Annotated in this window: 25 protein-coding genes and 1 pseudogene; 16 read left to right on the top strand and 10 right to left on the bottom strand. The window is 41.5% G+C overall.

Annotation, left to right across the window (positions count from 1 at the left end):
- Positions 1–35: 35 nt before the first annotated feature.
- Positions 36–461 carry a hypothetical protein gene (locus tag V7K46_RS02050; RefSeq protein WP_335110552.1) on the top strand — a complete coding sequence of 142 codons (426 nt, stop codon included), beginning with the start codon at positions 36–38 and terminating at the stop codon, positions 459–461.
- A gap of 203 nt (positions 462–664) precedes the next feature.
- Here V7K46_RS02050 and V7K46_RS02055 read toward each other — a convergent pair whose 3' ends face one another.
- Positions 665–1,024, bottom strand: coding sequence for a hypothetical protein (locus V7K46_RS02055; RefSeq protein ID WP_335110554.1), 360 nt, complete (start codon positions 1,022–1,024; stop codon positions 665–667).
- A gap of 48 nt (positions 1,025–1,072) precedes the next feature.
- Here V7K46_RS02055 and lysS point away from each other — a divergent pair, with 48 nt between their 5' ends.
- The 4 genes from lysS (at position 1,073) to V7K46_RS02075 (ending at position 6,916) form a co-directional block, all read left to right on the top strand.
- Positions 1,073–2,758: a lysine--tRNA ligase gene (lysS, locus tag V7K46_RS02060; protein WP_335110556.1), complete on the top strand. Its 1,686-nt coding sequence runs from the start codon at positions 1,073–1,075 to the stop codon at positions 2,756–2,758.
- 197 nt (positions 2,759–2,955) lie between these two features.
- A complete protein-coding gene (locus tag V7K46_RS02065) occupies positions 2,956–3,360 on the top strand; it encodes a type II toxin-antitoxin system RelE/ParE family toxin (RefSeq protein ID WP_335110558.1) in 405 nt (134 codons plus the stop codon).
- Positions 3,360–4,082, top strand: coding sequence for a helix-turn-helix domain-containing protein (locus V7K46_RS02070; RefSeq protein WP_335110560.1), 723 nt, complete (start codon positions 3,360–3,362; stop codon positions 4,080–4,082). Before V7K46_RS02065 ends, V7K46_RS02070 begins: the two co-directional genes overlap by 1 nt.
- Positions 4,083–4,099: 17 nt before the next feature.
- The gene (locus tag V7K46_RS02075; RefSeq protein ID WP_335110562.1) at positions 4,100–6,916 is read left to right on the top strand and encodes a CHAT domain-containing protein; all 2,817 of its coding nucleotides are present in this window, start codon (positions 4,100–4,102) and stop codon (positions 6,914–6,916) included.
- Between the two features lie 158 nt (positions 6,917–7,074).
- Here V7K46_RS02075 and V7K46_RS02080 read toward each other — a convergent pair whose 3' ends face one another.
- Both V7K46_RS02080 and V7K46_RS02085 read right to left on the bottom strand, forming a co-directional pair.
- On the bottom strand, positions 7,075–7,530 hold the full coding sequence (locus V7K46_RS02080; RefSeq protein ID WP_335110685.1) for a DUF29 domain-containing protein: 456 nt from the start codon (positions 7,528–7,530) through the stop codon (positions 7,075–7,077).
- Positions 7,531–7,714: 184 nt separating this feature from the next.
- A complete protein-coding gene (locus tag V7K46_RS02085) occupies positions 7,715–8,311 on the bottom strand; it encodes a glyoxalase-like domain protein (RefSeq protein WP_335023240.1) in 597 nt (198 codons plus the stop codon).
- Positions 8,312–8,506: 195 nt separating this feature from the next.
- On the opposite strand from V7K46_RS02085, the gene V7K46_RS02090 reads away from it, so the two are divergent.
- On the top strand, positions 8,507–9,136 hold the full coding sequence (locus tag V7K46_RS02090) for a sigma-70 family RNA polymerase sigma factor (protein WP_335110564.1): 630 nt from the start codon (positions 8,507–8,509) through the stop codon (positions 9,134–9,136).
- Positions 9,137–9,353: 217 nt separating this feature from the next.
- Here the strand turns inward: V7K46_RS02090 and V7K46_RS02095 are convergent.
- From V7K46_RS02095 to V7K46_RS02110, 4 genes and pseudogenes are all read right to left on the bottom strand, one after another.
- A pseudogene (locus V7K46_RS02095) lies at positions 9,354–9,684 on the bottom strand (ISAs1 family transposase); the annotation flags it as partial.
- 425 nt (positions 9,685–10,109) lie between these two features.
- A complete protein-coding gene (locus tag V7K46_RS02100) occupies positions 10,110–10,481 on the bottom strand; it encodes a VOC family protein (protein ID WP_335110566.1) in 372 nt (123 codons plus the stop codon).
- A 338-nt stretch (positions 10,482–10,819) separates the two neighbouring features.
- The gene (locus V7K46_RS02105; RefSeq protein WP_335110568.1) at positions 10,820–11,533 is read right to left on the bottom strand and encodes a hypothetical protein; all 714 of its coding nucleotides are present in this window, start codon (positions 11,531–11,533) and stop codon (positions 10,820–10,822) included.
- Positions 11,534–11,686: 153 nt separating this feature from the next.
- Entirely contained in the window at positions 11,687–13,150 is a 1,464-nt protein-coding gene (locus V7K46_RS02110) for a sensor histidine kinase (RefSeq protein ID WP_335110570.1), read from the bottom strand.
- Between the two features lie 45 nt (positions 13,151–13,195).
- Between V7K46_RS02110 and V7K46_RS02115 the strand changes: the two genes are divergently transcribed.
- The 3 genes from V7K46_RS02115 to V7K46_RS02125 all read left to right on the top strand — a co-directional run bounded on the left by V7K46_RS02115 (position 13,196) and on the right by V7K46_RS02125 (position 16,304).
- Complete coding sequence (locus tag V7K46_RS02115; protein ID WP_335110573.1) at positions 13,196–13,378, top strand: hypothetical protein; 183 nt, start codon at positions 13,196–13,198, stop codon at positions 13,376–13,378.
- A gap of 138 nt (positions 13,379–13,516) precedes the next feature.
- The gene (ppk1, locus tag V7K46_RS02120; RefSeq protein WP_335110575.1) at positions 13,517–15,688 is read left to right on the top strand and encodes a polyphosphate kinase 1; all 2,172 of its coding nucleotides are present in this window, start codon (positions 13,517–13,519) and stop codon (positions 15,686–15,688) included.
- 211 nt (positions 15,689–15,899) lie between these two features.
- Positions 15,900–16,304 (top strand): response regulator, encoded by a 405-nt coding sequence (locus tag V7K46_RS02125; RefSeq protein WP_335110577.1) that lies wholly within the window; start codon positions 15,900–15,902, stop codon positions 16,302–16,304.
- A 128-nt stretch (positions 16,305–16,432) separates the two neighbouring features.
- On the opposite strand, the gene V7K46_RS02130 is transcribed toward V7K46_RS02125, so the two are convergent.
- A complete protein-coding gene (locus tag V7K46_RS02130) occupies positions 16,433–16,606 on the bottom strand; it encodes a hypothetical protein (protein WP_335000552.1) in 174 nt (57 codons plus the stop codon).
- Positions 16,607–16,943: 337 nt separating this feature from the next.
- Here V7K46_RS02130 and V7K46_RS02135 point away from each other — a divergent pair, with 337 nt between their 5' ends.
- Both V7K46_RS02135 and V7K46_RS02140 read left to right on the top strand, forming a co-directional pair.
- A complete protein-coding gene (locus V7K46_RS02135) occupies positions 16,944–17,513 on the top strand; it encodes a DUF2854 domain-containing protein (protein WP_335110579.1) in 570 nt (189 codons plus the stop codon).
- 371 nt (positions 17,514–17,884) lie between these two features.
- Entirely contained in the window at positions 17,885–18,022 is a 138-nt protein-coding gene (locus V7K46_RS02140) for a hypothetical protein (protein WP_335110581.1), read from the top strand.
- A gap of 56 nt (positions 18,023–18,078) precedes the next feature.
- Here the strand turns inward: V7K46_RS02140 and V7K46_RS02145 are convergent, their stop codons facing one another.
- Positions 18,079–18,339: a chlororespiratory reduction protein 7 gene (locus V7K46_RS02145; RefSeq protein ID WP_335110583.1), complete on the bottom strand. Its 261-nt coding sequence runs from the start codon at positions 18,337–18,339 to the stop codon at positions 18,079–18,081.
- A gap of 615 nt (positions 18,340–18,954) precedes the next feature.
- Between V7K46_RS02145 and V7K46_RS02150 the strand changes: the two genes are divergently transcribed.
- From V7K46_RS02150 to V7K46_RS02160, 3 genes are read left to right on the top strand one after another with little or no spacing between them, the layout of a single operon-like run.
- Positions 18,955–19,155, top strand: coding sequence for a hypothetical protein (locus V7K46_RS02150; protein WP_335110585.1), 201 nt, complete (start codon positions 18,955–18,957; stop codon positions 19,153–19,155).
- Complete coding sequence (locus V7K46_RS02155; protein ID WP_335110587.1) at positions 19,143–20,180, top strand: PleD family two-component system response regulator; 1,038 nt, start codon at positions 19,143–19,145, stop codon at positions 20,178–20,180. Before V7K46_RS02150 ends, V7K46_RS02155 begins: the two co-directional genes overlap by 13 nt.
- Complete coding sequence (locus tag V7K46_RS02160) at positions 20,164–20,307, top strand: hypothetical protein (protein WP_335110589.1); 144 nt, start codon at positions 20,164–20,166, stop codon at positions 20,305–20,307. The genes V7K46_RS02155 and V7K46_RS02160 overlap by 17 nt, the downstream gene beginning before the upstream one ends.
- A 16-nt stretch (positions 20,308–20,323) precedes the next feature.
- Here V7K46_RS02160 and V7K46_RS02165 read toward each other — a convergent pair whose 3' ends face one another.
- Complete coding sequence (locus tag V7K46_RS02165; protein WP_335110591.1) at positions 20,324–21,529, bottom strand: histidine kinase; 1,206 nt, start codon at positions 21,527–21,529, stop codon at positions 20,324–20,326.
- A 579-nt stretch (positions 21,530–22,108) separates the two neighbouring features.
- Between V7K46_RS02165 and V7K46_RS02170 the strand changes: the two genes are divergently transcribed.
- Complete coding sequence (locus V7K46_RS02170; RefSeq protein ID WP_335110594.1) at positions 22,109–22,390, top strand: hypothetical protein; 282 nt, start codon at positions 22,109–22,111, stop codon at positions 22,388–22,390.
- Between the two features lie 787 nt (positions 22,391–23,177).
- On the top strand, positions 23,178–24,572 hold the full coding sequence (locus V7K46_RS02175) for an S-layer homology domain-containing protein (RefSeq protein WP_335110596.1): 1,395 nt from the start codon (positions 23,178–23,180) through the stop codon (positions 24,570–24,572).
- The last annotated feature ends 136 nt before the right edge of the window (positions 24,573–24,708 follow it).

Below are 24,708 nucleotides of genomic sequence, written 5' to 3' on the forward strand. Positions count from 1 at the left end.
TCTCAGCATTAAATTAGATGTAGGCATTTCTCAATATGGCAATTCACTTGACAAAACGGCTTTCTGTGTTTGCTGCTATTCTAGCTTTTGTCCTTTTCCTGCCGGGAATTACCTTAGCTGCACCCGTTCAACTCCATGCTACTTCTGGTGTCATTTTCACCCAAACTACCAAAACTGCAAGCTATTCCACCTCGTCGGAGATTAACCTGACTCCCTTACAAAGCCAACAACTTCAGGCTGTGCGTCAGAGAAGAAATAGGGAAATTGAGGCAGTTTTAAACACATCGCAACGTGCCCAACTTACTCACAATCTCCGGGCTGGTAATAATATCAATCAAGCCTTAGTAAAACTGAATTTGCAACCAGAACAGCAAGATTTTGTAAAGGCGATCGTGCAATTTACTAACTTGAAAATGAAGGCAGTTTCATCTAGGCATTCGCTAAAAGTGGAGGAAAAATAAAGCTTGGAATTGCAGAGGAAAATCTTTAATTATAGTTAAAGATAATCAATGATATGTTCTCTGCAATTTTTGCTTAAGAGAAGCGATCGCCCAATTATTTTTGAGTGGCGATCGCACGCGCCCTCAAGGACAAATATCTCTCACTGCCAACTTTTGCAGCATTTATAAATTAATCTTGCCCTATTGAGCATGACGACTACCCGTTAACTGAGCAATATGCTTTCGACACCTTCATTCCTGACTACCTGGCCTGGCTCATTGCCACTGCTGTCAGCAGTTCCATCCAGAATGCTTTTGAACAGTTCCTCAGCAGTCATCCCTCGCTTTTTCGCTATATACTCCAGCATTCTTTCAATTTCAGATTTCCTTTCCCTAATTCCAAAGCTGATGAGTGAAGCACCTTGAGCCGCCTTGCTGCAATCGTTTAACCATGCCCAAACGGTTAGCCAGTCATCATCATGTTCATTTAATGGGCCGATTGGAAACTGTTTGGCAAATTTTTGGTAGTGTTTGATGGCGACACCAAATCTGAAGTTTGTAAAGATTGCAGATAATCGCCCCACTTGATTGCAGCATCTATAATTAATCTTGCCCCCTGAAAGTTCGTTACCATGTCGGAAGAAGATATCCGAGCCGCAAGGCTGGAGAAAGTAGAACAACTCAAGCAGCTAGGGACTAATCCCTATGCCTATCGTTGGGAATCTACCCATCATGCAGCGCAGTTGCAAGAAAAGTTTGCCGATTTATCCAGCGGCGAAGAAGTTGATTTAGAAGTTGCTATAGCTGGACGCATTATGGCGCGTCGTGTTTTCGGTAAATTGGCTTTCTTCACTTTGCAAGATGAAACCGGCACAATTCAGCTTTATCTGGATAAAAATCGCATCCAAGAAAGCATGGCAGATATTGATGCTGATGCCTTTAATCACTTGAAACAACTCACAGATGCAGGTGACATCCTGGGAGCCAAAGGTACTATTAAACGGACTGAAAAGGGCGAGTTATCTGTCTACGTTAAACAATATACTATCCTGACTAAATCCTTGTTGCCCCTACCCGACAAGTGGCATGGATTAACGGATGTTGCCAAGCGCTACCGTCAGCGCTACGTTGACTTGATTGTTAACCCGGAAGTGCGGCAAACTTTCCGCCGTCGCGCCCAAATTACTGCGGGTATTCGTCGTTATTTAGAAGAACGGGATTTTTTGGAAATTGAAACACCAGTTTTGCAAAGTGAGACTGGGGGTGCAGATGCGCGTCCATTTATCACCTACCACAACACTTTAGAAATGGAGTTGTATCTGCGAATTGCCACAGAACTTCATCTCAAGCGGTTGATTGTGGGTGGTTTTGAAAAGGTGTTTGAATTGGGGCGGGTTTTCCGCAATGAGGGAATTTCGACTCGACACAATCCCGAATTTACGACAATTGAACTTTACCAAGCCTACGCCGACTACAACGATATGATGGCGCTGACAGAGGGGATTATTACTACTGTCGCCCAAGAGGTACTCGGCACGCTGGAAATCACTTACCAAGGAGAACCTATAGATTTAACACCACCTTGGCGGCGGGTGACAATGCACGATTTAGTTAAAGAATCTACGGGTTTGGATTTTAATTCTTTCCAAACTTTGGAAGAAGCAAAAACAGCAAGTAAAAATGCTAGTATTCCTGGTGTAGATGAAGCCCAATCAATTGGTAAGTTACTAAATTTAGCCTTTGAAGACAAAGTAGAGGCCAATTTAATTCAACCTACCTTTGTAATTGATTACCCAGTAGAAATTTCGCCCCTAGCAAAACCCCACCGTTCTCAACCTGGTTTAGTAGAAAGATTTGAGTTATTTATAGTAGGGCGAGAAACTGCCAATAGCTTCTCAGAACTTACCGATCCTATCGAGCAAAGAGAACGCTTAGAAGCACAAGCTGAAAGAAAAGCTGCTGGTGACTTGGAAGCGCAAGGCGTAGATGAAGACTTTTTGACAGCTCTTGAATACGGAATGCCGCCTACAGGTGGTTTAGGGATTGGGATTGATCGGTTGGTAATGTTATTAACTGATTGTGCCAGTATTCGGGATGCGATCGCCTTCCCTCTACTCAAGCCCGAAGGCAGCGTTATTAAGCAATTTAGCTATGAGCCAAAAACTCAAACACTGACTATTGAATTTGATAGTGGAAGTGTTTACGAATATTTCAAAGTACCTCCTAGTGTCAAGGAAGACTTAGATAATGCACCGTCTAAAGGTCAATACTTTAACAAGTTTATTAAAGGGAAATTTAAATTTGAACAATTGAGTTGACCTACTTAAGCATATAAACAGTAGGGTGCGTTATGGTTTTGCCTAACGCACCATTTTTATTGCCTAAGTTGCACTCACTTGTTCTATATTATATTCCTTTAAAGGAATATAAATCTTGACATTCCTTATAAGGAATACTAGACTATGAGGTAGGAAGTGACTTGGACTTGGGAACTTTATCAACTGTGAGGAAGGAAGTGACCTGGACTTGGGAACTTTATCTAGATGTCAATGGGGAAATCCCCAAAGATTTGCTGGCTTTTTTCATCAGGATGATTCCCGAAGAGGAGAAACCAGAAAATCCACCAAAGCCGTTACTGAGTGCTTCCGAAACCAAGCGTCTGCAAGTTAATCTTGGCTACCTGTGCGACAAAGGACTCGCATCACTTACCAGTGGCATCTTTGAGAAACTGGAAGATGATTTGTATGAGTTACGTATGACTAAGAGCGAACATAACCCACGGTTTATCTTAACGGCTGGTACTCCTCAGCACTTTGTGGTGTTGCACGCCTTTATGAAGAAATACGACGACGCTATCAAAGATAGAGACAAACAGCCTGCAAGAGTGAGATTGCGTGAATTGCAGCAGAGGGAACAGTGATGAAAAAGCCTAATTTTCAAGCTTGGTTACAGCAGAAAGTCAGCGACGATTCAGAGGTGATTCTGGCAGGGAAGTTAGAGTACCTGCGCCTTTATCTCACCGATGCCATGCGGGAAATACGTAAAAAAGCAGGATTAACTCAGACGCAGCTAGCGAAAAAACTGGGAGTAAAGCAAGCGGCGGTGTCCAAATTGGAGTCGGCGTTAAAAGAACATGAGTTGGAATCAGTGTTGCACTATTTACACACATTGGGTGCAGATTTGCTTGTAGCCGTCAAACAAGGGGATGAATTATATCAAGCCAGCGATAACGAAGGTTCATTGCTGGTAGATGTACCAGATGTAGTTGCACAAAAGGCATTGGCGGCAAACATGAGCGTGCGGGAATATGTGCGTATAGCCGTTGAGAAGTTTTCTGGCGAACATGATGGACTGAGAAAAGCTTTAGTAAAGCTGCTGGAAAGTGACAATTCGGTAGCGGTGAAAGTAAGAGCGCGTTTGGGTTCAAGGACGATCCAAGAAATTGCCGCTGAGTTGGAAAAATATTTGAGTCTATCTGAAGAAGAAGATAGGCTTTTTTCTGTCAAAAATGTTTTGGCTGCTAATGTGGCTGTTGGAGAAAGTAACCGCGGAACCAGTGATGAAATTGATGAAATTGAGTTATTGGATTTAGCTGAAGAACTACTAGAGAAGTTGGCAGAAATGTTTGATAACTATAAATAGAAAATAGCTGAATTAAGATGGCAAAAGGATTCGGTACTCAAAAACAAAAAAAAGGAAGACAAAACCACAAATACTATCTCGATTTCTTGCTTGAGGTATTGCAGGTAACCCACGACAGCGACGGCAACTCCCAGGCAATCTCTTCATTACTGCAAACTAACCTGAACAAACTGGATGATAAGCTGATTCAAGTCTGGCGAAGTTGGGCATTAGATACTCTGTTTAGAGGAGATGCAGAAAAAGCACATGCAATAGCAGTAGATATTGTCAATTTCAGCAATTTAATTCAGGATTTTTCCTTGGGTTTTCCAGCTATTAATTTGGAAATTGCTATCATCGGCTACCAAATGGTTGAAAGTGTTTTCAGCGACAAAATATATCAAGAAGAATGGGCTACTGCCAAAAACAGTCTGGGCAATGCATACTGTAAAAGGCTACGTGGAGAACGAGCCAAAAATTTGGAGACAGCGATTATTTGCTATCAGAATGCCTTACAAGTGTATAACCATAAAAAATTTCCGGAAAGGTGGGCAGATATACAAAGTAATTTAGGAAATGCCTATCTTGACAGAATTCGTGGTGATCGATTCGATAATTTAGAAACTGCTATCATTTGCTATAAAAATGCCTTGCAAGTGTACAACCGGGAAAAATTTCCGGAAAGGTGGGCAGATACACAGAGTAATTTGGGAAATGCCTATCTTGAAAGAAGTTACGGCGATCAATTCGAGAATTTGGGAATGTCGATTATTTGCTATCAAAATGCTTTGCAAATATATAATCAGCATATATTTCCTCAAAGATGGGCCGGAATTAAAATCAATCTGGGCAATGCCTACTGCAAGATGATTGGTATTGATAGAGCGGATAATGTTGAACAAGCTATCAAAAGTTACGAATTAGCATTGCAAGTATTTACACGATATTTATTTCCCCAATATTGGGCGAAAATCCAAGATAATTTGGGTAATGCTTACTGTAATCGGATTTATGGCGATAAGGTACAAAATCTAGAATCAGCTATCTGCTATTATGAACAAGCGTTGGAAGTTCGTACAATAGAAGATTTTCCCGAAGAATGGGCAAGCACGCAAAATAATTTAGGTGCTGCCTACCGTGATAAAGGACAAATTGATCAGGCAATAGAGCAGTTTAAGTCAGCACTAAAAGTCTACACACATATAGCCTTTCCAATTATGTGTGTCAACTCTGCATCTAATTTAGGCAATATGACCTTTCACGCCGAATTATGGTCAGAAGCTATCCAGGGCTATAATATTGCCATTAAAGCAGTAGAAACCAGCCGTACTTGGGCAAAATCTGAATCACACCGTCAAGAAATTCTGGGGAAATCTATTGGTATTTACCAAAATATGGTGCAAGCCTGCATCAGCGCTGGACAAATAGAAAAAGCCTTTGAATACTCCGAGCGATCGCGCTCCAAACGCCTGGTAGACTTAATGGCAAGCTACAACCTCTGTCAAGGCGAAGAAATCCCCCCAAAAGTTCAAGAATTATTGCAGCAGTATGAAGAACTGCAACAACAAATTAATCAAGAACGCCAAAGCCATAAATCCGACAATAACCGTAGTGAAACACGCGCTGCATTCCAAGCTTACAATGAAGCGATCGCATCTTTAGAAGCCCAAAAACAGCAAGTTTGGGAAAATCTCAGACGCGAAGATCCCGTATTAGCTGGCGAAATTAAAGTAAACCCCCTCTGTTTGTCAGAAATTCAAAAACTACTATTTGATCAGCCCAATACAGCTATTCTCAGTTTCTACACTACCAACAGTGACACTCATATTTTTGTCGTACAGCAAAACCAAATTAATCTCCACACCTCCACAGGACAAGGACTAGAGACGTTGCAAGGCTGGATTAACCTGAATTGGTTATTGCCTTATATGAATGATCCCAAAAAATGGGAAACTCAAATTAACAGTATTCTCCGCGAACTAGCTGAACGCCTGCAAATACCTGAACTGATATCCCAACATCTTCAAGGAATAGAAGGATTAATTTTAGTACCTCACCTGTTACTGCATCAGATTCCCTTTGCTGCTTTGCCTACAGGAGAATATCAGGAATATTTAGGAGATAAATTTCTGATTCGTTATACCCAAAGCTGCCAAATTTTAGAATTTTGTCAACAACGTGATAATGTCGGGACATTTAATGAAATCTCTCTACAATATGGAACTGTGGAAGATGCCGAAGATAACCTTCCCTGTGCAAGATTTGAAGGCGAAAAACTCGCCCAAATGTATAACATTCCACCAGAAAACAGATTAATTGGCAGCAGTCAAGCCACTTGTGAAAACTATCGACAGTTAGCACAACAAGTTCAAGTACTTCATTCCTGCCACCACGCCCAATCTCGCCTCGATAATCCTTTAGAATCACAGTTAAAATTAGCTGATGGTAGCATCACCTTGGGGCAATTGATGACACCAACCTGGCGTTTACCTCAACTTGTAGAAGTGTTTCTTTCTTGCTGCGAAACTAATTTGGGTATTCCTTCCCTAACTGATGATATTTTTACTCTCTCCATAGGATTTTTGTGTGCTGGTGCTAGAAGTGTAGTTAGTACTCTGTGGTCAGTCAATGATTTAGCCACAGCATTATTTTCCATTTTCTACTACCAGCAGCGACAAGAAGGTAATAGCCGTCCTGAAGCTTTACAGCAATCCCAAATCAAACTGCGCGAACTTAAGAAAGAGAAATTGCTAAAGAGGAAGGATATTAAAAACTATATAATCACGCAAAAACGGAATTTGAAGAAGCCCAGATTCAAAAATCCCAATACGAGCGAGGTTCAGCAGAGCGGTTAAATTGGACTCGTAAATTTCTAAAGTATCAGAAGCTTAAAAATCAGATTGAGGTGCTAGAAAATTCCATAGAGCAATTCCCCTTTTCAGATCCTCATTACTGGGCTGCTTTTATTTGCCACGGTTTACGGTAATAAAATAGTATTGGGACGATTACTATCTTACTTATCAACCTGATTCGGATCTGGTAAAAATTCAGGATTTAAAGTTTTGCCTAAAGTATAAGGGCATATTTCTGGAAAAACCTGTTCATCTAACTCGGTTTCTCGAACCGCCAAAGCCAAGCCTAGTTCATAAATAGTGAAGAAAACTTCATCTAAATAAGGTTTCAAGCTAGGGCTATCTTGCAGAAGTAGCTTAATTTGGACACGTTGCTCTCGAATTGTACCCAACCAGCTATTGCTACGTTTTTCTGGTTGAAATTGCCATTTGAGTAAGTGTCCTAGCAATACGCCCAAACGATTTCTCAATTCTTGCCGTTCCCTTCTGCCCAAAGTTTCAATTTCTTCAATCAGGTTAACGGTATCTAATTGATCCCACTGTTGAGTTTTGAGCAAGCTAACCTGCTCTTGAGTCCAAGTATAGAAATCTGTTTCATATAGATGAGATGTGTACATTTTTTCAACGGTCATAAGCTTTTATTTAGCAAAACCCCATAATGACTTTAAATAATCAATGGTAGCGCGATGCCTACGGCGGCAAGCTACGCCTCACCTGCTATATAAAAAAATATTGGGTGGTGCGATGCCTACGGCAGCAAGCTACGCACCACCCAACCTCAAATAATCTAAAATCTAATGACTAATTTGCTACCTCTGCTACCTCAATAACGCGCCCTTCATAGTCCTTCACCAAAAAATTCAGGGGCTTGTGGTTGCGAATCTTCAATTTCAAACCGCGCATTTCGACTCGCATTAAAATCATTTCTAGGCAGTCATGGTCAAAGCAAACGTGGCGTTGCTGATTTTTGCTACCTAAACTTGCGCCAGTAATAACGTGTAGCTGGGTGTTTTTCTTTAATTGATACCACAGCCCATCTGTAGCATTATTCATCATTTTGTTAGACAAGCTCGGCCCAGTAGACATATATAGTGGATCAATGCCAGTTGCGCCTATAGTTTGTTCGTAGTTGTAGTAATAGTGCAAGGGCACCTCAGCGGCTGGCAAATCTAGCAGTCCTTCATACAACTGTCGGGCAATCTCCAAATCCGACACCATTACAGTGTGTACTTTTGGGGCACTAGTGAGGAACATCCACATTGCGCCAGCATAGGCTGCTAGCAGCATCACCATAATGCCTTGGGTGGAGAACAGGCTATCTAAGGGCAGGGAAGGGAGAAAGGAGCCTAAGGTAAGGGGACTGAGCAGGAACGATATCACACTAACTGCTATAACCATGAACAAATAAGGATTCTATAAGAGAGCCGATTTTATGATTGTCGATTAAGACTAAAATTAAGTCTTTGTTTCTAGTTTATCAATACTCTAGTAGTCTGATCTGGGCTACAAACTGGGCAACACCAAGATATTATGCGATTAATTACGGGAGTGCAATTCCCAAAACTATTTTAACAACTATCAACTCAAAGACTTGTGCAAATTCCTCATTTTCCCGAAGCTAATCACCCGCTGGTAAAGTCGCTGTTCCATCACAGTGACGATGAACTACTTACTCTGTTTCAGCGCTATCCAGATGCCGGAAAGTACTTTACGGTGATTTTTTGCCGCTATAGTCCCATAGTGTATACCTTAATTCGGCATTCGGCGCGATCGCCTGTGCAAGCAGATTATCTGTTTGCCCTCACCTGGGGACATATCTACTACGAACTCGGTGGACTAAATTTAACCAACTCTAAATCAGGTGAGGAAGCCTTAACCTTGCAAAATTGGTTAATTAATATGACAGCTTTCTGTATTAACGAGATTAAGCTACCACCCACAGAAGCAATTCATTATTCTCTTCAAACAACTTCGCCGCCACTATGGTGCTATGTACAACAGGCATTAGACCAATTACCACCTGTTTTGCGATTGATGGTGTTAATGGCTCAAACTTTCCACTGGAGCGAAACTAGAATCGCCGCCTATTTACAAGCCGAAGGAGAAGCGATCGCCCCTAGTGAAGTAGCCAATTCTCTCCAGAAAGGCTATCGTATGCTAGAGGACAAATTACCCACAGATATTCGCACTATTTACTTTGGGGAAGATTTAGAGCAATCTTGACTTAAGGATAAATGCGTAGATTAATTGTCTTTAATTTAATAATTTCAAACTTCTTTTTAGACTTTTTACTTAAACCTGCAACTTTACAGGTAAGTTTTATGAAACAAGGGCTTGTATTACCCTGGTAAGCGCCAGAAATTTTTGCTTATAATGTGCTAATGGGGTAGCGTTACTGCCAGCACTTCAAGCAGATAATCTGTATTCATTGCTGCTCGTTGAGACAAAGCACATAATCTGCTCCTTTCTCAATAATTTGTTTAGCAATCTCCGTTTGAGTACGCAAAAGCATTAATAGTAATGATACACCCTGTAATCTCAAGTAAGTTTAGTAAAGCTGGAATTGCCTTAATCTCATTGCTCTTATCCTCTAACTTGACTTGACCCAACATCAACCGATTCTCACTCGACCAAGCACTTACCATGTGTAAGGATGACTGCTTTCTATTGCGGTCATAAGAGCCTTTGACACTCTTGCCATCAATCGGGATGATTTGAGCGCCAGTCGCTTCTACAATCTGTTGAACCCAGCTTAAAAAACATTCCTGAAGTTGAAGTGCAAACTGATCCAACGCAACTGGAAACTATTCTCAGTGACAAGGTTGCAAGTCAGGGAAAACATGTTAACAGCCGGGATTTAGGAGCTTTGAATAGCATGAATATCAAAAAAATATTTTCTCAGCCTAATAAGGAATGGTGGGAATCATTATGATAGACGCAACTACGTTTGATAAAACCTTCACAGCAATATCTAAACATTATGGTCACGAGATCAGTTTAGCGATCGCTCACGCTAAAGTTGCACATAGCTGATTAAGCTCTGTCGAGTTGAATGTGCAAACGTTCTTATTATTGATGCTTCTCAATTCAATTGCTTTGAGGGCAAAGCTTTTTCCCAGTACGATTATCTCATTGATATCCTGGGAAGCCTCATCTGAGATAAAGGTTAATGCTTCAGCTATTGAGTTTCTCATTATTATACCTCGGTAAATTTGGTGATTTCTAGACGGTTACCCGCTGGGTCGAATATATAAAAACGCTCACATTCCTTCAGTGGTTGCTTATCAGGGACAATTTCGATCTGGTGTGCCAAGAGATATTCCTTGAACTGGTCTAAATTGGTTACAACAAAACAAACGTGCTGCTTTGAGCTTGTTCTCTTAACCTGCTCTCTGCTGATATGTAATTGCATGTTATCCAAGACATACCATTTTCCCCCGTTTGCCCTGAGCGAGAGCGGCTTTTCAATTTCTGGGAGTTGCAGAATTTTGGTATAAAATTCTGCAACTTTTTCTTCAGCTTCTACAGGATAGGTTAGTTGTATATGATCAACCTTGGTCAGCCACATTTTTAGTTCCTTATACTTTTAATTCAATTGTGACTTCAAGTGGGTCGGGCACAGAAAAACCGAACCGTATTGTGTAGCGACCTGCAATTAGAAATCCCCCGACCTGCAATGATCGTTGTTTTCAGGCAGGATTAGAGAGCAACTATAATTTCATTTGAGCCTGGATTATCTGCAACTGAGCCAGGATTAAAGAGCAACCAGCCTGCAATCATCGGTTTGAGCCAGGATTAATTGCAAATAAGCTCATTTCTGGAAGTCCCTAGCCGCGAATTCTATATCACCAGGGCTTAAGTTGACTGAATTGAGAACAGCTAGAACTTAACCCACCCCTGCCTTTACTAATTCAAGAAGACAGAACCGTTTCGTTCAATTCTCATAGCACTTCTGCCTTGAGTTGCATCCGTGGCTTCCTTAAATGTAACTTCTAAGCTTCCTGGCTCTGAAGAGGGTTGTGGAGTCACGCTCAACTGTCCACCATCTTGTCGTTCAAATGTTACCGTTACTGGTGCCTTTAGACCTTGCAGTGTTACATCTGACTTACCTTGTAGCGATCGCGGTGCCGTATCGCCAATCACTTGGAAAGTTACATTAGCCGCAGTCTCATTTACCAACTTGATATTAACTGTACCATTTGCTAGGGCGATCGTAGCGCTGGGGGTTTGCCGTGGTTGTAGTAGTTGTGGTTGGTCGCTGGAAACCGCCCCTGGTGAGGGCTGTTGAGTTTGCTCGCTAGGAACTGAGGGTGGTGTTGTGACACCTGATTCTGGAGCTTCACTGCCGACACTCAATCTTGTTTGCTCTGGTGATGGGGTAGCAGGGACGGGAAGAAGCCCTTGAGCAGCTAGTCTTTTAGTTAGGGCATTAGGAGGACATCCCGGCGGCACCACAACCTGATTATTATGTGGTTCTTCGTAGAAAATTCTCGGACAAGGGTTAACCTTGGGAGGAGACTGCTGTGCTACTACTTGAGGAATTACTGGCAGACTAATCAGTAATCCTCCACAAATAGCGCCAAATAACTCAGCGGACTTGCGAAAATTTTGAGATTTCATATTCTTTGTGGACTCCTAGAAAAACACTTATTTTTTTAATAGTTTTTAAACAGCAAATTTAATGCGGTTAAATACTGCAATTGTTATTATATAAAGTAGTTAATTTATTTACTTTTCTACATCTATCACAAGAAACAAATATTTATTGCCGAATTAAGACTCAAGAGTTATTGGTAAAGTGACAGTAAACGTAGTGCCAATGCTTTGGATACTTTCAACTTGAATATGACCCTGATGATGTTCGACAATAGCTTGAGCGATCGCTAATCCCAATCCTGAACCAGTCGCACTGGCTGTAGCTGTATTCCCAGTTGGATGAGTCCGCGCCGGATCTACCCGATAAAAGCGGTCAAACAAACGTGGTAGTGCTTCTGCTGGAATTCCAACTCCGGTATCACTCACTTTAACTTGCAACAGGGCACTGGTGTAACGTAGTCCAGAAACGCGATTTATTCCCTCTATCCGTGCCAATCCCACTTTCACCCGTCCACCTGCTGGAGTGTAATGTAAGGCATTAGCAATTAAATTTGTGAACAGCCGCACCAGTTGATCCCAATTGCCCATAAGTGTAAACCAATTTTCCAGTAATTCGGGGCTTGTTTCTGAGGCGGGAGGGTCAACTAAATCTAGAGAAAGGGTAATTTCTTTTTCAGGGACTAACAATTCTTGTTCTTCAACCACTTCCATCAGCAAGGCATCCAGCGGACAAGGTAAAAAAATATCTTTGCTAATACCACTATCCTGCCGTGCTAGAAACAGTAAGTCATTGACTAACTTACCCAAACGCTGCGTTAACCGTTCCACTACCTTTAACTGTTGCCGATACTGCATAGAAGTAGTTGCCTCTGTCTCTGCTAAATCCAAGTCAGCAAGGGCGACTTGCACATTGGTTTGAATCAAAGTAATGGGACTTCTAAGTTCATGTGAAGCATCAGCAGTAAATTGTTTAAGGCGTTGGTAGGACTCACCTACAGGTTCCATCGCTTTACCCGAAAGAAACCAACCACTTGCTCCGACACAAAGCACCATTAACCCAATACCTAGCGCCAAATCAAAAATTAATTGGCGACTGGGTTTAGTGACTTCAAACCAGGGATGGCTTACACGCAGATATCCTAATACCTGCCGTCCCACTTCCACCCGTTGGGTAACTTGTCGCAATAACAGTGCTGAGTTTTCAGTTTTGAGTGAGGAGTGAGGAGTGAGGAGTGAGGAGTTAGGAATTTTGAATTTTGAATTTTCTTCCTTAACTACGCGTACAGTTTCGCCAGTACGGTTAGGACGAATGGGAATATTTAGTGGTTCGGATAGCGTTGACCAAAGTAATTCGCCAGTGCCACTAAACCATTCTAGGTCAATATGGTCATCTTCTACAGTGTCGGCATTATCACGAAAACTGGCTTCTAGATTAATGCGAAATTTGTCAACATCATCATTGATCGACTCAACTACAAGCGATCGCTCTACAATTTCCACTACATGATTGAGGGTATCGTCAATCCGCTCGATTAATGTACTGCGGACATATAAATATACTCCACTGGCGAATAATAGTAGTAATACAGCAGTGATAGCAGTGTACCAGACGGCAAGACGGCGACGAGTAGTTTGAAACATATTACAATGCAGAAGAAACTGCTTTAAATAAGCGAGTTAGGGAATTTGCCAGAAGGAGTTTATCTTGTTGAACGGGTTCCTATTCAAAATGGCATCACTAACAGCGATACTTTACCCAATTTAGAAGTAGCAGTTAACAAAGAGTTAGTCTACAACCAAAATCTGCAATTGCCAATTGCCACCGCAGCTAAGGAAACTGAGGAGAAAAACGAAACTCCAGAAAAATAACTGTTTTGATATTTTAATTTTTTCAACCGATAAAAGCGATAATTAAAGACAAACCGCTTCACTTGGATGCCCGATTTAATTTACTATGTGTATTGTTATCCATCTGTATAGACTACATCTGGCTACCCTAAGATCGTTATGGCAAAATCGAAGAAAAGCGCCAATCCCATCAATTTAAACGATCCACAATATTATCTTAACCGAGAGTTAAGCTGGTTAGAATTTAATGGCAGGGTGTTACATGAAGCCTGTGACGATCGCACGCCCCTTCTCGAACGCCTCAAGTTTTTGGCAATCTTTAACTCTAATTTGGATGAGTTTTTCATGGTGCGTGTTGCTGCTTTAAAGCAACAAGTAGAGGCAAAAGTCAGCCTGTTAACTCCCGATGGTCGGACACCACAACAACAGCTAGATGATATTAGGTCTACCCTGATTCCTCATGTAAAGAAACAGCATCAACATTTTGAGCAAGTACTTCGTCCCCTACTTGTAAATCAAGGCATCCATATCCTGGATTACATAGATTTGAATCAGAAACAGCGGACTCATCTCAACAGTTATTTTGAGGAACAAGTCTTTCCAGTTTTGACTCCCTTGGCTGTTGATCCTAGTCATCCCTTTCCTTTTATTTCCAATCTCAGTCTGAATCTAGCTGTTGTGGTCAAAAACCCAGACACCGAAGAAGAATTCTTTGCCAGAGTTAAAGTCCCCAGTGTTCTACCACGATTTTTACCGATACCGCCTGAATTAGGAGATCAGAACAATGAAAAACCTGCCCACTGGATTGGAGTCCCTTTAGAACAAGCGATCGCTCATAACTTGGAATCTCTATTTCCAGGGATGAATATTCAAGAATATCATCCGTTCCGCATTACCCGTGATGCCGATTTGGTATTAGAAGAAGATGAAGCAGATGATTTGTTGTTAGCCATCGAACAGGAATTGCGAAAACGGCGGCTAGGTGGGAGTCCAGTCCGGCTAGAAATTCAGTCCCAAACTCCCGAAATAGTGCGATCGCGATTATTGCATGATTTGGAATTAACAGAAAGTGATTTTTATGAAGTAGACGGTCTTTTGGGTCTACGGGATTTAATGTATTTTATGGCATTACCACTGCCGGAACTCAAAGATCCACCACGCCAATCTGTTGTACCATTACGCCTGCAAAGGTTGAGGGAACCGAGTTTAAACCCAGATTCATTGGAGACGGACGAAGGAAAAGACTTTTTTGCTGTGATTCGGGAAAAGGATTTGCTAGTACACCATCCCTATCAATCCTTTACGGCTACAGTAGTGCGCTTTATTACCCATGCTGCCTACGATCCGAATGTGTTAGCCATCAAGATGACTCTTTACCGGACTTCTGGCGACTCACCCATTGTCAACGCTTTAATTGCTGCTGCCGAAAATGGTAAGCAAGTATCCGTGCTGGTGGAATTAAAGGCGCGATTTGATGAGGAAAATAATATTTACTGGGCAAAACGACTAGAAAGAGTTGGAGTTCATGTTGTCTATGGTTTAGTGGGACTAAAAACCCACAGTAAAACCGTCATGGTGGTACGGCGGGAAAAAGACCGCATACGTCGCTACGTGCATATTGGCACAGGTAACTATAACCAGAAAACGGCACGGCTGTATACAGATTTGGGATTGTTTAGTTGCCGTGAAGAATTGGCTGCTGACATCACAGATTTATTTAATTTCTTGACAGGCTACTCCCTGCAAAAGTCTTATCGAGAGTTGCTGGTTGCACCTGTGAATATGCGCGATCGCTTTTTGGCACTAATTCACCGCGAAATCGAAAATGTTCAAAATGGATTTTCTGGGCGCATTGTTGCCAAAATGAATGCCCTAGTTGATCCGCAAATCATTGCTACTTTATATGAAGCTTCCCGCGCCGGAGTGCAAATCGACTTAATCATCAGGGGTGTTTGCTGTTTGCGTCCAGGACTCAAAGACATTAGTGAAAACATTCGCATAATCAGCATTGTCGGTCGCTTTTTAGAACATTCTCGGATTTTTTATTTTCATAACAATACACAAGAGGAAATCTATATTGGCAGTGCCGACTGGATGCGCCGCAACTTAGATCGCCGAGTGGAAGTAATTACCCCAGTGAAAGACCCGGATATTGCAAAAGATTTGCAAGAAATTATGGGAATTATGCTCGCAGATAATCGCCAAGCTTGGGAATTACAAGCTGATGGCACTTACATTCAACGCCGTCCCTATGATGATTCTCCAGAAGCTAATTCACAAAAGATTCTCATGAATATGGCATTACGCGTAACTGGTGTAGCCTCAACCTGATTGATTAAAAAATTGATTAAAAAATTAGTTACTTCTAGCTTGACAACTAACTCAACTTAGTTTTTTTTAGAAAACTTTAATTTTTTGAGAAGTTATCTAAGTTGTTTGTCATGGGTTCACACAAGTTATTCAACCATAGGATAGAGTAAGTGCTGGCACTTATTCCCATAAACTGGAGACATTATTTTAAATAAAATTGTCTTTTTCCTAAATGTTAATGTTATCTTGTGAGCTTTCTACCTTGCGTGTTCTAGTAGTTGATGACCACGAACTGACTCGTTTAACCTTACAATTAGTTTTTTCTTGCCAGGAAAATATTCAAGTAGTAGGTTTAGCTAGTAATGGTAAAGAAGCTATAGAAATGGTTAAACGTTGCCATCCAGACGTAATTGTTCTAGATTTACAGATGCCAGTCATGGATGGCTGGAGTGCGTCTAGTCACATTAAAGCTATATCTCCGAACACCCAGATCCTTGCTTACTCCTCAGTGGAAGATGTAAATTTTCAGGGGACAAAGGCAATGTCTAGCTTTGATGACGTTTGCAAGAAAGATGTACCTACAAGCGAACTTATTGCCTTAGTTAGGCAGTTGGGTCAGCGTGCAGGAGATGGATAAATAATGAGCTATGTTGCTTTGCCAACTTCAGCTTAGTTCAATTCTGGGGATTTGAGGAAATGATCCTACTGAGGAGCGTCGGTATAGCTTGAAGTTGACGGTTAGACCGACGCAGTTTTTGATAATTTCTACCCTACCGGAATGGTGCGTCTAAATTCATCAATTAATTCATCCAGTTCTTCCAAAGCCTGATTTACGTCAACTCTCAAAGTTCCCAGGTTAGGTTGCTCCAGTAGGCTTAACAGGTACTCGCGTTTGCTTTGAACTGCGACAATTCGTTCTTTTATAGTCTGTACATCCATTATTTTTTCCTATCTTTAACTACCTTTAAATTTAAAGTTAACTCAAAATCCAACATTCTGGGGCACTATACGCCCTTAGTAATTCTACTACACTAACTTTCCTCCCTTAAAAACTTTCCGTGTCTGGTGTACCCCTACTCAAAAGCCAGCTAGCAAGAGCGTCTCTAATCGGAGAAACCAAGCCAGAAGCTCTTGACTTCTCTTTGTGTCAGTCTTAATCTGGCAATTTTGAGTTGGTTGAATATTACCACCTGGGGACGATGTTCTTTCCTAATTTGTTACTCATAGCCGATGATAATAAAACTGAGGTATTCAGACTTTATACTAATTTAAGCTCATGCTACGCCAAATCTCTTTGGGAACACTCGGTTTAACTATTGGTGGCATATTAACCATCATTGGCTTCGTCGCCTATGCTGCTGATAATGCCACACTCAATCTTGTCGGATTTTTTTACGGGATTCCTCTGTTGTTAGGAGGGCTAGCGCTGAAAGCTAATGAACTTAAGCCAGTACCATTTAGCCAAACTACATCACCGTCAGCATTGATACTGCGCCAGCAGCAAGCAACTGATACTCAAAATAAAATTCGCAAAGACATCACCCGATATTGCTACGGTCAAGATGCTCATCTAGATACAACACTTTCTTTTCTGGGTTTGAGTCCCACAGACCAGGAACGACCAACAGTCACAGGGTTGCGAGAAACAGAAGTTAATGGCAACTATGCCCTAATTTTGGAATTTGATTCTCCACTAATACCAATTGATGTGTGGCAAAAAAAGCAGGAAAAAATGACCAACTATTTTGGCCCCGGATTGGAGATAAAAATAACGCAGCCATCTGAAAATACAATTGAGTTAGCGCTGATCAATACTAAAAAAGAGTCACTAGTCAGTAGTCAATAGTCAAGATCAAAAATTATCCTTACCTAAACGTCATGCCTTTATGGCTTGTCGTTACCCACATTTATGTAACAGTCAAAGTGCTGCGCTAATTGACATCCCACCCATAACTTAAATTCTGGACTAATAGCTTCTATTTACTAAGCGTGAATTTCAATTTTCACTTTCACAAAAGATGTCCATATACATCACTTAAAATATTGTATTTAGTTTTCTTGAGAGGAATGCAAGCTATTAGCCTCAGAATTTATTTCAAGGCGGGATAACAACGAAGTGGAAGATTTATTTGATATTGGTAATGACAAGGTTTTTAAGTATAGGGTTTCTCCCCTGCTTCCTCCGTTCGTGCAGTGTCTCCGTCAGGAGAAGTTCTGATGCCTACGGTGGTCACTGAGCAGCTGGTGAGCGCAGTCGAACCATGCCGTACCCCTACGGGAATCTTACTAGCAAGAGCGTCTTGTAGAGAAGTGCGGGCTACACCAACGGATAACTCAGCTTTAGGGAGTCATTGAGCATCGGAAGCTACTTCTTCGTTAACTCCTTTTCTTCTAAACAACTGACCAAAAAGTTACTTTTCTAAACGAACTGCATACCACTGTAAATATTGCCCAGGCCCAATATCTAATTCGCAACTGGTGTCCAGTAAATATTGTGCTTGAGCTTCCACAGAATCAAACTTTTGCAAGTCAGGCGGCAAATCTTGAATTATGAGTTGTTGGAGAGTTGTTTTGAGCTTTTCTAATAACTCTGATTGTGTAAGAAATTGTTCTTGCTGATTTGTTTCTAGAACAACAAAATGATCCTGCTGATACATTAATGAGTCTGGCATTTTAAATATTTAGTAAACGTAAATAAACTTTAAGTTTTTTATAAATACTTCTTGTTGTTTGTCTCGCCAAAAAGATGGCGGTTTTATCTGCTGTCTGTGAACCAATTATAGAGTTTAATTGTTAAAAATATTAATTTTTATTTAGTATATCTATATTTAATATAACCTTAGCGACTAAATTGCTGTTTTTCCGAAAAAACAAACTATTTTTTAATATAACTAGATATACTGAATCGAATTCAAGGAGAATTTTTACTTAATTTATTAACTCAGAACGACTTGATAATTAAGCTTTGCATTAAGTTGAACCTTAATCTTATGTAATTATACTAAACCTCTGCAAGCCTTGTGAATAGACTAAATAAATTTAAGCCAGGTGATATTAGTCTTTAGTATTAGCTATCTTCTAAGCACGCTTTGGCAATTGCTTTGCCCTGTCTCACTAGGTTTCTAAACTAATTACAGAACTAAATAATTAAGGTGTGCACTTACAATTTTCAAAAAAATCGCAATTTGACTTTAACAATAGGGAAATATAAAAGTAACATTTCCTCCCATAACCATAGCCGAACGAAAAGGTAACAATTGCCTTCGTGTTCCAATTATAGATTGTCTATGCAACTTAGTTATCTACCGCTTGCTTGGCTCACTAACATTGAGCAGTCTAGTGTCAAAAAACAGTTGATTGTAAAGCCCGATACACCTTTGCCGCAAATCCTGGCATTGATGAAAAGAGCGATCGCCACCATGCGATCGAGTTGCACAGCCTTTTTCAGGATAGTCCCGCAAGTGGAAGGCAATTCATGTCAGGCATAAGCCCATTTTCTAATTGTAAGCAGCAACTACAGCAACCACCCCTGATTTTAGTGGCTGATGATGACAACAGTGTTCGAGTATTCTTGCGTAAAGCTATGGAAAAAGAAGGTTATCGAGTGGTCGAGGTCAATGATGGTAAGCAATGTTTAGATGCTTACGAGACTATCAAACCAGATATAGTTTTGCTAGACGCTGTAATGCCTGTGATGGATGGCTTTACCTGCTGTAAGCACTTGTTCCAAATTGCCAAAAATAATTTAAAATCAGCCGTTGAAACCTTTGATACTGACTCAAGCCTTAACAATACTGTGATCTCCCAGATATGGGAGCGCACTCCCATATTAATGATCACATGCTTGGACGATGAAGAATCCGTAAACCTTGCTTTTGACGCAGGGGCAATTGATTATGTCACTAAGCCAATTCACTGGCCTGTATTGCGCCAGCGGTTGCGCCGACTGCTAAAGGAAGCGCAAATTTACAAACAATTAGAGGCGGCAAACCAAGCTTTGCAGCACCTTGCCAATGTAGATGGCTTAACTGAGTTGGCTAATCGTCGCCGCTTTGACGATTATCTCAATACTCAGTGGATTAATCTTGTACAAAAGGAATCTCCCTTGTCAATGATTTTGTGTGATATCGACTTTTTTAAATTTTATAACGATAGATATGGCCATCCTGCTGGGGATATCTGTTTACAAAAGGTGGGTGGTGTCTTAAGCTTTAAGGTACAAAAACATCAGGATTTAGTAGCGCGTTATGGTGGCGAAGAATTTGCTGTGATTATGCCATACACTCCTGCATCTGGCGCAGTTCACATTGCCGAAGTGATCCAAGCTGGAATCAAAGATTTGCAAATTGTTCATGACGGGTCTGTAGTGAGTCAGTATGTCACCCTCAGTATGGGCGTGGCGACCGTTGTCCCTACTTGGGAATCCTCACCTTTAGATTTGATTGTACGGGCAGATAAAGCACTCTACCAAGCTAAAGCCGGGGGGCGCGATCGCTTTGTCTCAAGTTCTTAGTTCTGCTTTGACCAATGCCCAATACAACTCTTGGAGAGGCTACGCCAACGGCTTACCTCGACTTCTCTACGAGACGCTGCGTGTAGCTTGCTTCCCCGTAGGGGCCCGCTGGGTACAAGTCGCTTAGTAAAAGTGCCCAATCTCTAAGAAGGATAAACTGGCAGTGTGAAGTGGAACCATGCTCCATTATTGGGGGCAGAGTCTACCCAAATTTGACCATAATGTGCCAGGATGATGCGTTGGCATAAACAAAGACCAATGCCATAACCTTCTGTACCTTCATCCCGTTCCAGGCGGAAGTGGTTTTCAAAGATGCGATCGCGATTCTCTACAGGAATACCAGGTCCAGTATCGCTAATACTGAACTGAACTTTTTGGGTAGTACGGTGCAATCCGGCAACACTAATCTTGCCACCTTCTGGGGTGTATTTGATGGCATTATCCAACAAATTTACTAGCACTTGGCGGATGCGTTCTGGGTCAGCATATACATATGGCAAGTCATTGGGAATATCTGTTTCTACCTCTTGGCATTTGGCGGTGTAGCGATCGCACAATTCTTCTAATACATCTAAGCACAGTTTCCCTAACTGTACCTTTTCTGGTATAATAGGGAGTTCTGTATCTTTTCCACGACCTACCTGCAAAAGGTCGGCAATCATCCGATCAATAATCTTAGTTTGATTACGGGCTTGTTTTAATAAATGTGCCGTCATCGATGGTTTGAGGCGCTGAAATTCTCCTTTCTCTAAATTGTAGTTAGATTGGAGAGTTTCTATGGCGATCGCGACAGCAGTTAAGGGATTGCGAAGATCGTGTGCCAACATAGCAATCACCCGGTCTTTAAACTGTAGCTGCTCTTGGAGGTTATCTTTTTCCTGTTTCAAGCGAAAAATTTCGTCTGAGAGTCGGATTAGTTCAGCAGAAACAGCAACTGAATGGATAGTGGATTTGGGTAATGTCGCCCTAGCTTTGTCCTCTATACGTTCTTGCAAGTCTTCCTGTAATTTTAAGTAAGCGTCTACAGCGGCTTGCCAGCGAGGCCACCAGTTTTTCAATTGTGCTACTATATTACTCCCAGCTAATATCTGTCGTGGTTCCGGATGGATTTTGATTAAAGCTGGCGTTGCGATCAATTTAAAGTGTTCTGCTAAGTAAGGTTGTTGTCCAATATCGATAATTTGAACTTCAAAAGTATACTCAGCCTGTAATTCTTTTAAGTAAGCACGTATTCGCTGCACCTGTTGTCGCGACTTTGGGCGTTCATCGACAAATAGTAACAGTTGGAGTGGAGCCTCAGAATAAATAGGCTGATCCTGGGAAACTTGCATGTAATCGTGTTTCAGCACTGGTAACAACCTGGCGACGTTTTACAGAAAGTAAAATTGACTGACGGTTGTCGATGATCGTTGTTTTTTCTTCATTCATACTCCGATTAGATCTGCGTTTTTGACATCAGACATATCTTTTTCAGCCTTTTGCCCCTTTTTGGCTAACTTCACCTCCAAGAAACACCTTTGCCCTTGAATAATATAAGTCTTAATTTGCCCTAAATCAAAAATATTCGCCAGAACCAGCAGGTAAAAGGTTTAATACTATGTCAAATTGGCTATTTGAGCAGCATGTCAATTTGATTACTCGCCTTGAACTAGTGATCACTGTACCAAACGCAGATGCTAATTGTATCTAATCTATCAGGAAGCTGTTAACTGTTCAAACCAAGTTTGTAGAGGGTTTTCTCAACCGCCAGTGCATCCGATGAAGTGTCTTTTTTGCCTCTACCCAATCATTAGTAGGATTAGGAAACAGCTATAGCTGACTATGTACTGCCTCTATAACTTGTAAAGCGCAGCCTGTGCCCAGCCTTTCCTAAAAGAACCCCTGCCCTATCCCAGAAGAACAGGAGATGGATTGCCCAAGAGAAAGCAATGGAAAACATAGAGGCGATGCCTACGGCGGTAAACTACGCACTTTTAGAGTCAGCACTCACTGCTTTTGAGGCTGCCAATAAACTCGTGGCTACAATACAAGTAGCACTTTCCCTAGAAAATCAATTTATAGATATTAGGGAAACTGCTGTGACACTTGACTGCTTTGCCTATGATCCCAGTCGCCAAGAAGCACAAACTTATGCTGCTAAGTTCCTGGAATTGCTTAACATTGGCATTCCACCTATTGCCTTATTCAGCTTACCATCGTCAGATGAATAATCTCCAGAATCGATTGTAAGCGAACGTTAGCGAACTTGAGCTATTTCCTTGCTTGGGTGAGGCTGAGGGGGGCTTTAGTCCTAGTCTATCACTTCAGTTGCTTGGCGTAGGCTTTGCCCGCCGTAGGCATCGCATTACAACTAGTGCATCTGCAAGGAGATTAAAGCTTTTGCTAGCTATGCTGTTCTTTAGCAAGTTCTCAATCAGTTATCCACTCTGCCAACTGAATATTTCCACAACTATCTAAAAAATTGATTCTCAATCTAGTGCTTTGATAAGGCAACAATTTCAGCACTCAAATCAAAGACTAAAGTCCCGACTACGAACTGATTCACCCATCCAACTTGGTGTGGTGAACTACTAACTTTGAGGAGCCAAATTATAAAACTCTTATCTAGCAAGTATTTCAGGTTTATTTATGTTTTTTTTTCCCAAGTGTTAGTTTGCCAGAATTTTAGGGAACTCTATAAATAAGCATGGGAATTATCAAAACCTAATGGCTGTAAAACAAAGACAATACGGTAGCTTTTGCTACCGTTTACTCATTTTTAGAGATAGGGCTTAGTTGACATTTAAATAAACAAACCTATAGCAGATATCATCATCTTGACTAACAGAGACATTTACCAAGAGGACGTGGTGAGTTGGTAGTGTCTTTTCGTGATATGAAGAGGCACAGAGGCAGAGGAAATGGGGTTTTTTCAATATTCCAGTCTCTAATGACCCATGCCCATTTAATGAACAGTCTGCGCTAGGGTAGGAATTGAAACTCAATTTGTGATTTCCTGTGCTTCCCTGTAAACGTCCAGCTGTATTTCTAATTTGGGCTGTTCTACTGACTTCGTTAACAGCCTGTGCTAACAGTCCAGTCGCCAAAAACCTTGAGCAATCCTTGGCGGCAGATCCTAAGCTGCAAAGCAATCCAGTTGTCTTTGGAGAATCTCAGGGTAACCAACCACAAGCACAGCAAAACGAATCAAAAGTTCAGTTACCATCTGATTTTCCTAAAGATATTCCACTATATTCCAATGCCAAACTACAGGAAGTTACACCTGCTAGTGGCTCAGAAAACAGAGTCTCAACTCGTTGGTTGAGTTCTGATCCCAGCAACTTTATTGCTAGCTTTTATAGCAGCCAGTTTAAAACAAATAACTGGCAGATTTTGCAACAGCCAACAGATAATGCGGCAGATGTCTTTGAGGCACGTCGTAACGATTTGCTGTTGAAGGTTTCCATTCAGCCTAAATCAGTTACTAACGCCACACCCAATCAACCCCAAACAGCCACTGAATTACTGATTGAGTACGTACCGAATAGTACCGTTACGGCACAGCCTACCCCAACTACAAATCTTAACGAAACTACTAACGCCATTCCCCAACCAGCAGATCCACAGTTCATTGGACCGATACCACCTGCAAACTTGGCAACACAGCCACCAAGTACGGCTAATAACCAAACAACTCCTACAGCCACACCCGAATCTCAGGAATTCAACGATCTCAATAAGATACCGCAAGAATGGCGGCAACACATCCAAGACTTGGCTGCATTAGGCGTTTTATCCATAGAGCCAAAGGCAACTAAGAGCAACTCTACTACCACAACTAACCAGTTTGAACCCGGTAAAATCGTTACACATCGGGAATATGCCCGTTGGCTAATTGCTGCTAACAATGCTATGTATCCCAGCAATCCAGCTAAACAAATTCGCTTGGCATCAGAAAGTACTCAACCAGCTTTTAGTGATGTGCCCGCAAAAGACCCTGATTTTCCAGCAATTCAGGGATTAGCCGAGGCTGGGTTAATTCCCAGTCCTTTGTCTGGAGATTCTACAGCAGTTTTGTTTCGTCCTGATGCACCCCTAACGCGGGAGGCGTTGCTGCTGTGGAAATTACCCCTAGATACTCGCCAAGCTTTACCCTCTGCTAACTTAGATGCGGTCAAACAAACCTGGGGTTTCCAAGACGCAGCGCGAATTGACCCTAAGGCTTTAAGAGCAGTGTTGGTTGATTACCAAAATAGCGAACAATCAAATATTCGGCGGGTATTTGGTTATACGACTCTGTTTCAACCTAAAAAACCAGTAACTCGGGCTGAGGCTGCTACAGTTTTGTGGTATTTCGGCACTCAGGGTGAGGGTGTATCGGCTGCTGAGGCTTTGAAATTAAAGCGAAGTTAAAGCGATGTCTACGAAGGGTTACGCAATTCTCTTGCGGTTAGTTGATAGCCAGCCTGCATAAAAGTGGGCAATTCTATATCTAGAATGAAAACTTTGCTATTTCTTTTTAATCCACCTATTTTTATCAAGAAAATGT

The organism is Nostoc sp. (genome assembly GCF_036917395.1).
In the GTDB taxonomy this organism is placed as follows: Bacteria; Cyanobacteriota; Cyanobacteriia; order Cyanobacteriales; family Nostocaceae; genus Nostoc.

Bases quoted from the DNA above. Each gene is read 5' to 3' on its own strand.
- V7K46_RS02050 (WP_335110552.1), top strand. From the start codon at position 36: ATGGCAATTCACTTGACAAAACGGCTTTCTGTGTTTGCTGCTATTCTA.
- lysS (WP_335110556.1), top strand. From the start codon at position 1,073: ATGTCGGAAGAAGATATCCGAGCCGCAAGGCTGGAGAAAGTAGAACAA.
- V7K46_RS02070 (WP_335110560.1), top strand. From the start codon at position 3,360: ATGAAAAAGCCTAATTTTCAAGCTTGGTTACAGCAGAAAGTCAGCGAC.
- V7K46_RS02075 (WP_335110562.1), top strand. From the start codon at position 4,100: ATGGCAAAAGGATTCGGTACTCAAAAACAAAAAAAAGGAAGACAAAAC.
- V7K46_RS02080 (WP_335110685.1), bottom strand. From the start codon at position 7,530: ATGTACACATCTCATCTATATGAAACAGATTTCTATACTTGGACTCAA.
- V7K46_RS02085 (WP_335023240.1), bottom strand. From the start codon at position 8,311: ATGGTTATAGCAGTTAGTGTGATATCGTTCCTGCTCAGTCCCCTTACC.
- V7K46_RS02100 (WP_335110566.1), bottom strand. From the start codon at position 10,481: ATGTGGCTGACCAAGGTTGATCATATACAACTAACCTATCCTGTAGAA.
- V7K46_RS02105 (WP_335110568.1), bottom strand. From the start codon at position 11,533: ATGAAATCTCAAAATTTTCGCAAGTCCGCTGAGTTATTTGGCGCTATT.
- V7K46_RS02110 (WP_335110570.1), bottom strand. From the start codon at position 13,150: ATGTTTCAAACTACTCGTCGCCGTCTTGCCGTCTGGTACACTGCTATC.
- ppk1 (WP_335110575.1), top strand. From the start codon at position 13,517: ATGGCAAAATCGAAGAAAAGCGCCAATCCCATCAATTTAAACGATCCA.
- V7K46_RS02125 (WP_335110577.1), top strand. From the start codon at position 15,900: ATGTTAATGTTATCTTGTGAGCTTTCTACCTTGCGTGTTCTAGTAGTT.
- V7K46_RS02130 (WP_335000552.1), bottom strand. From the start codon at position 16,606: ATGGATGTACAGACTATAAAAGAACGAATTGTCGCAGTTCAAAGCAAA.
- V7K46_RS02135 (WP_335110579.1), top strand. From the start codon at position 16,944: ATGCTACGCCAAATCTCTTTGGGAACACTCGGTTTAACTATTGGTGGC.
- V7K46_RS02140 (WP_335110581.1), top strand. From the start codon at position 17,885: ATGCCTACGGTGGTCACTGAGCAGCTGGTGAGCGCAGTCGAACCATGC.
- V7K46_RS02145 (WP_335110583.1), bottom strand. From the start codon at position 18,339: ATGCCAGACTCATTAATGTATCAGCAGGATCATTTTGTTGTTCTAGAA.
- V7K46_RS02150 (WP_335110585.1), top strand. From the start codon at position 18,955: ATGCAACTTAGTTATCTACCGCTTGCTTGGCTCACTAACATTGAGCAG.
- V7K46_RS02155 (WP_335110587.1), top strand. From the start codon at position 19,143: ATGTCAGGCATAAGCCCATTTTCTAATTGTAAGCAGCAACTACAGCAA.
- V7K46_RS02170 (WP_335110594.1), top strand. From the start codon at position 22,109: ATGGAAAACATAGAGGCGATGCCTACGGCGGTAAACTACGCACTTTTA.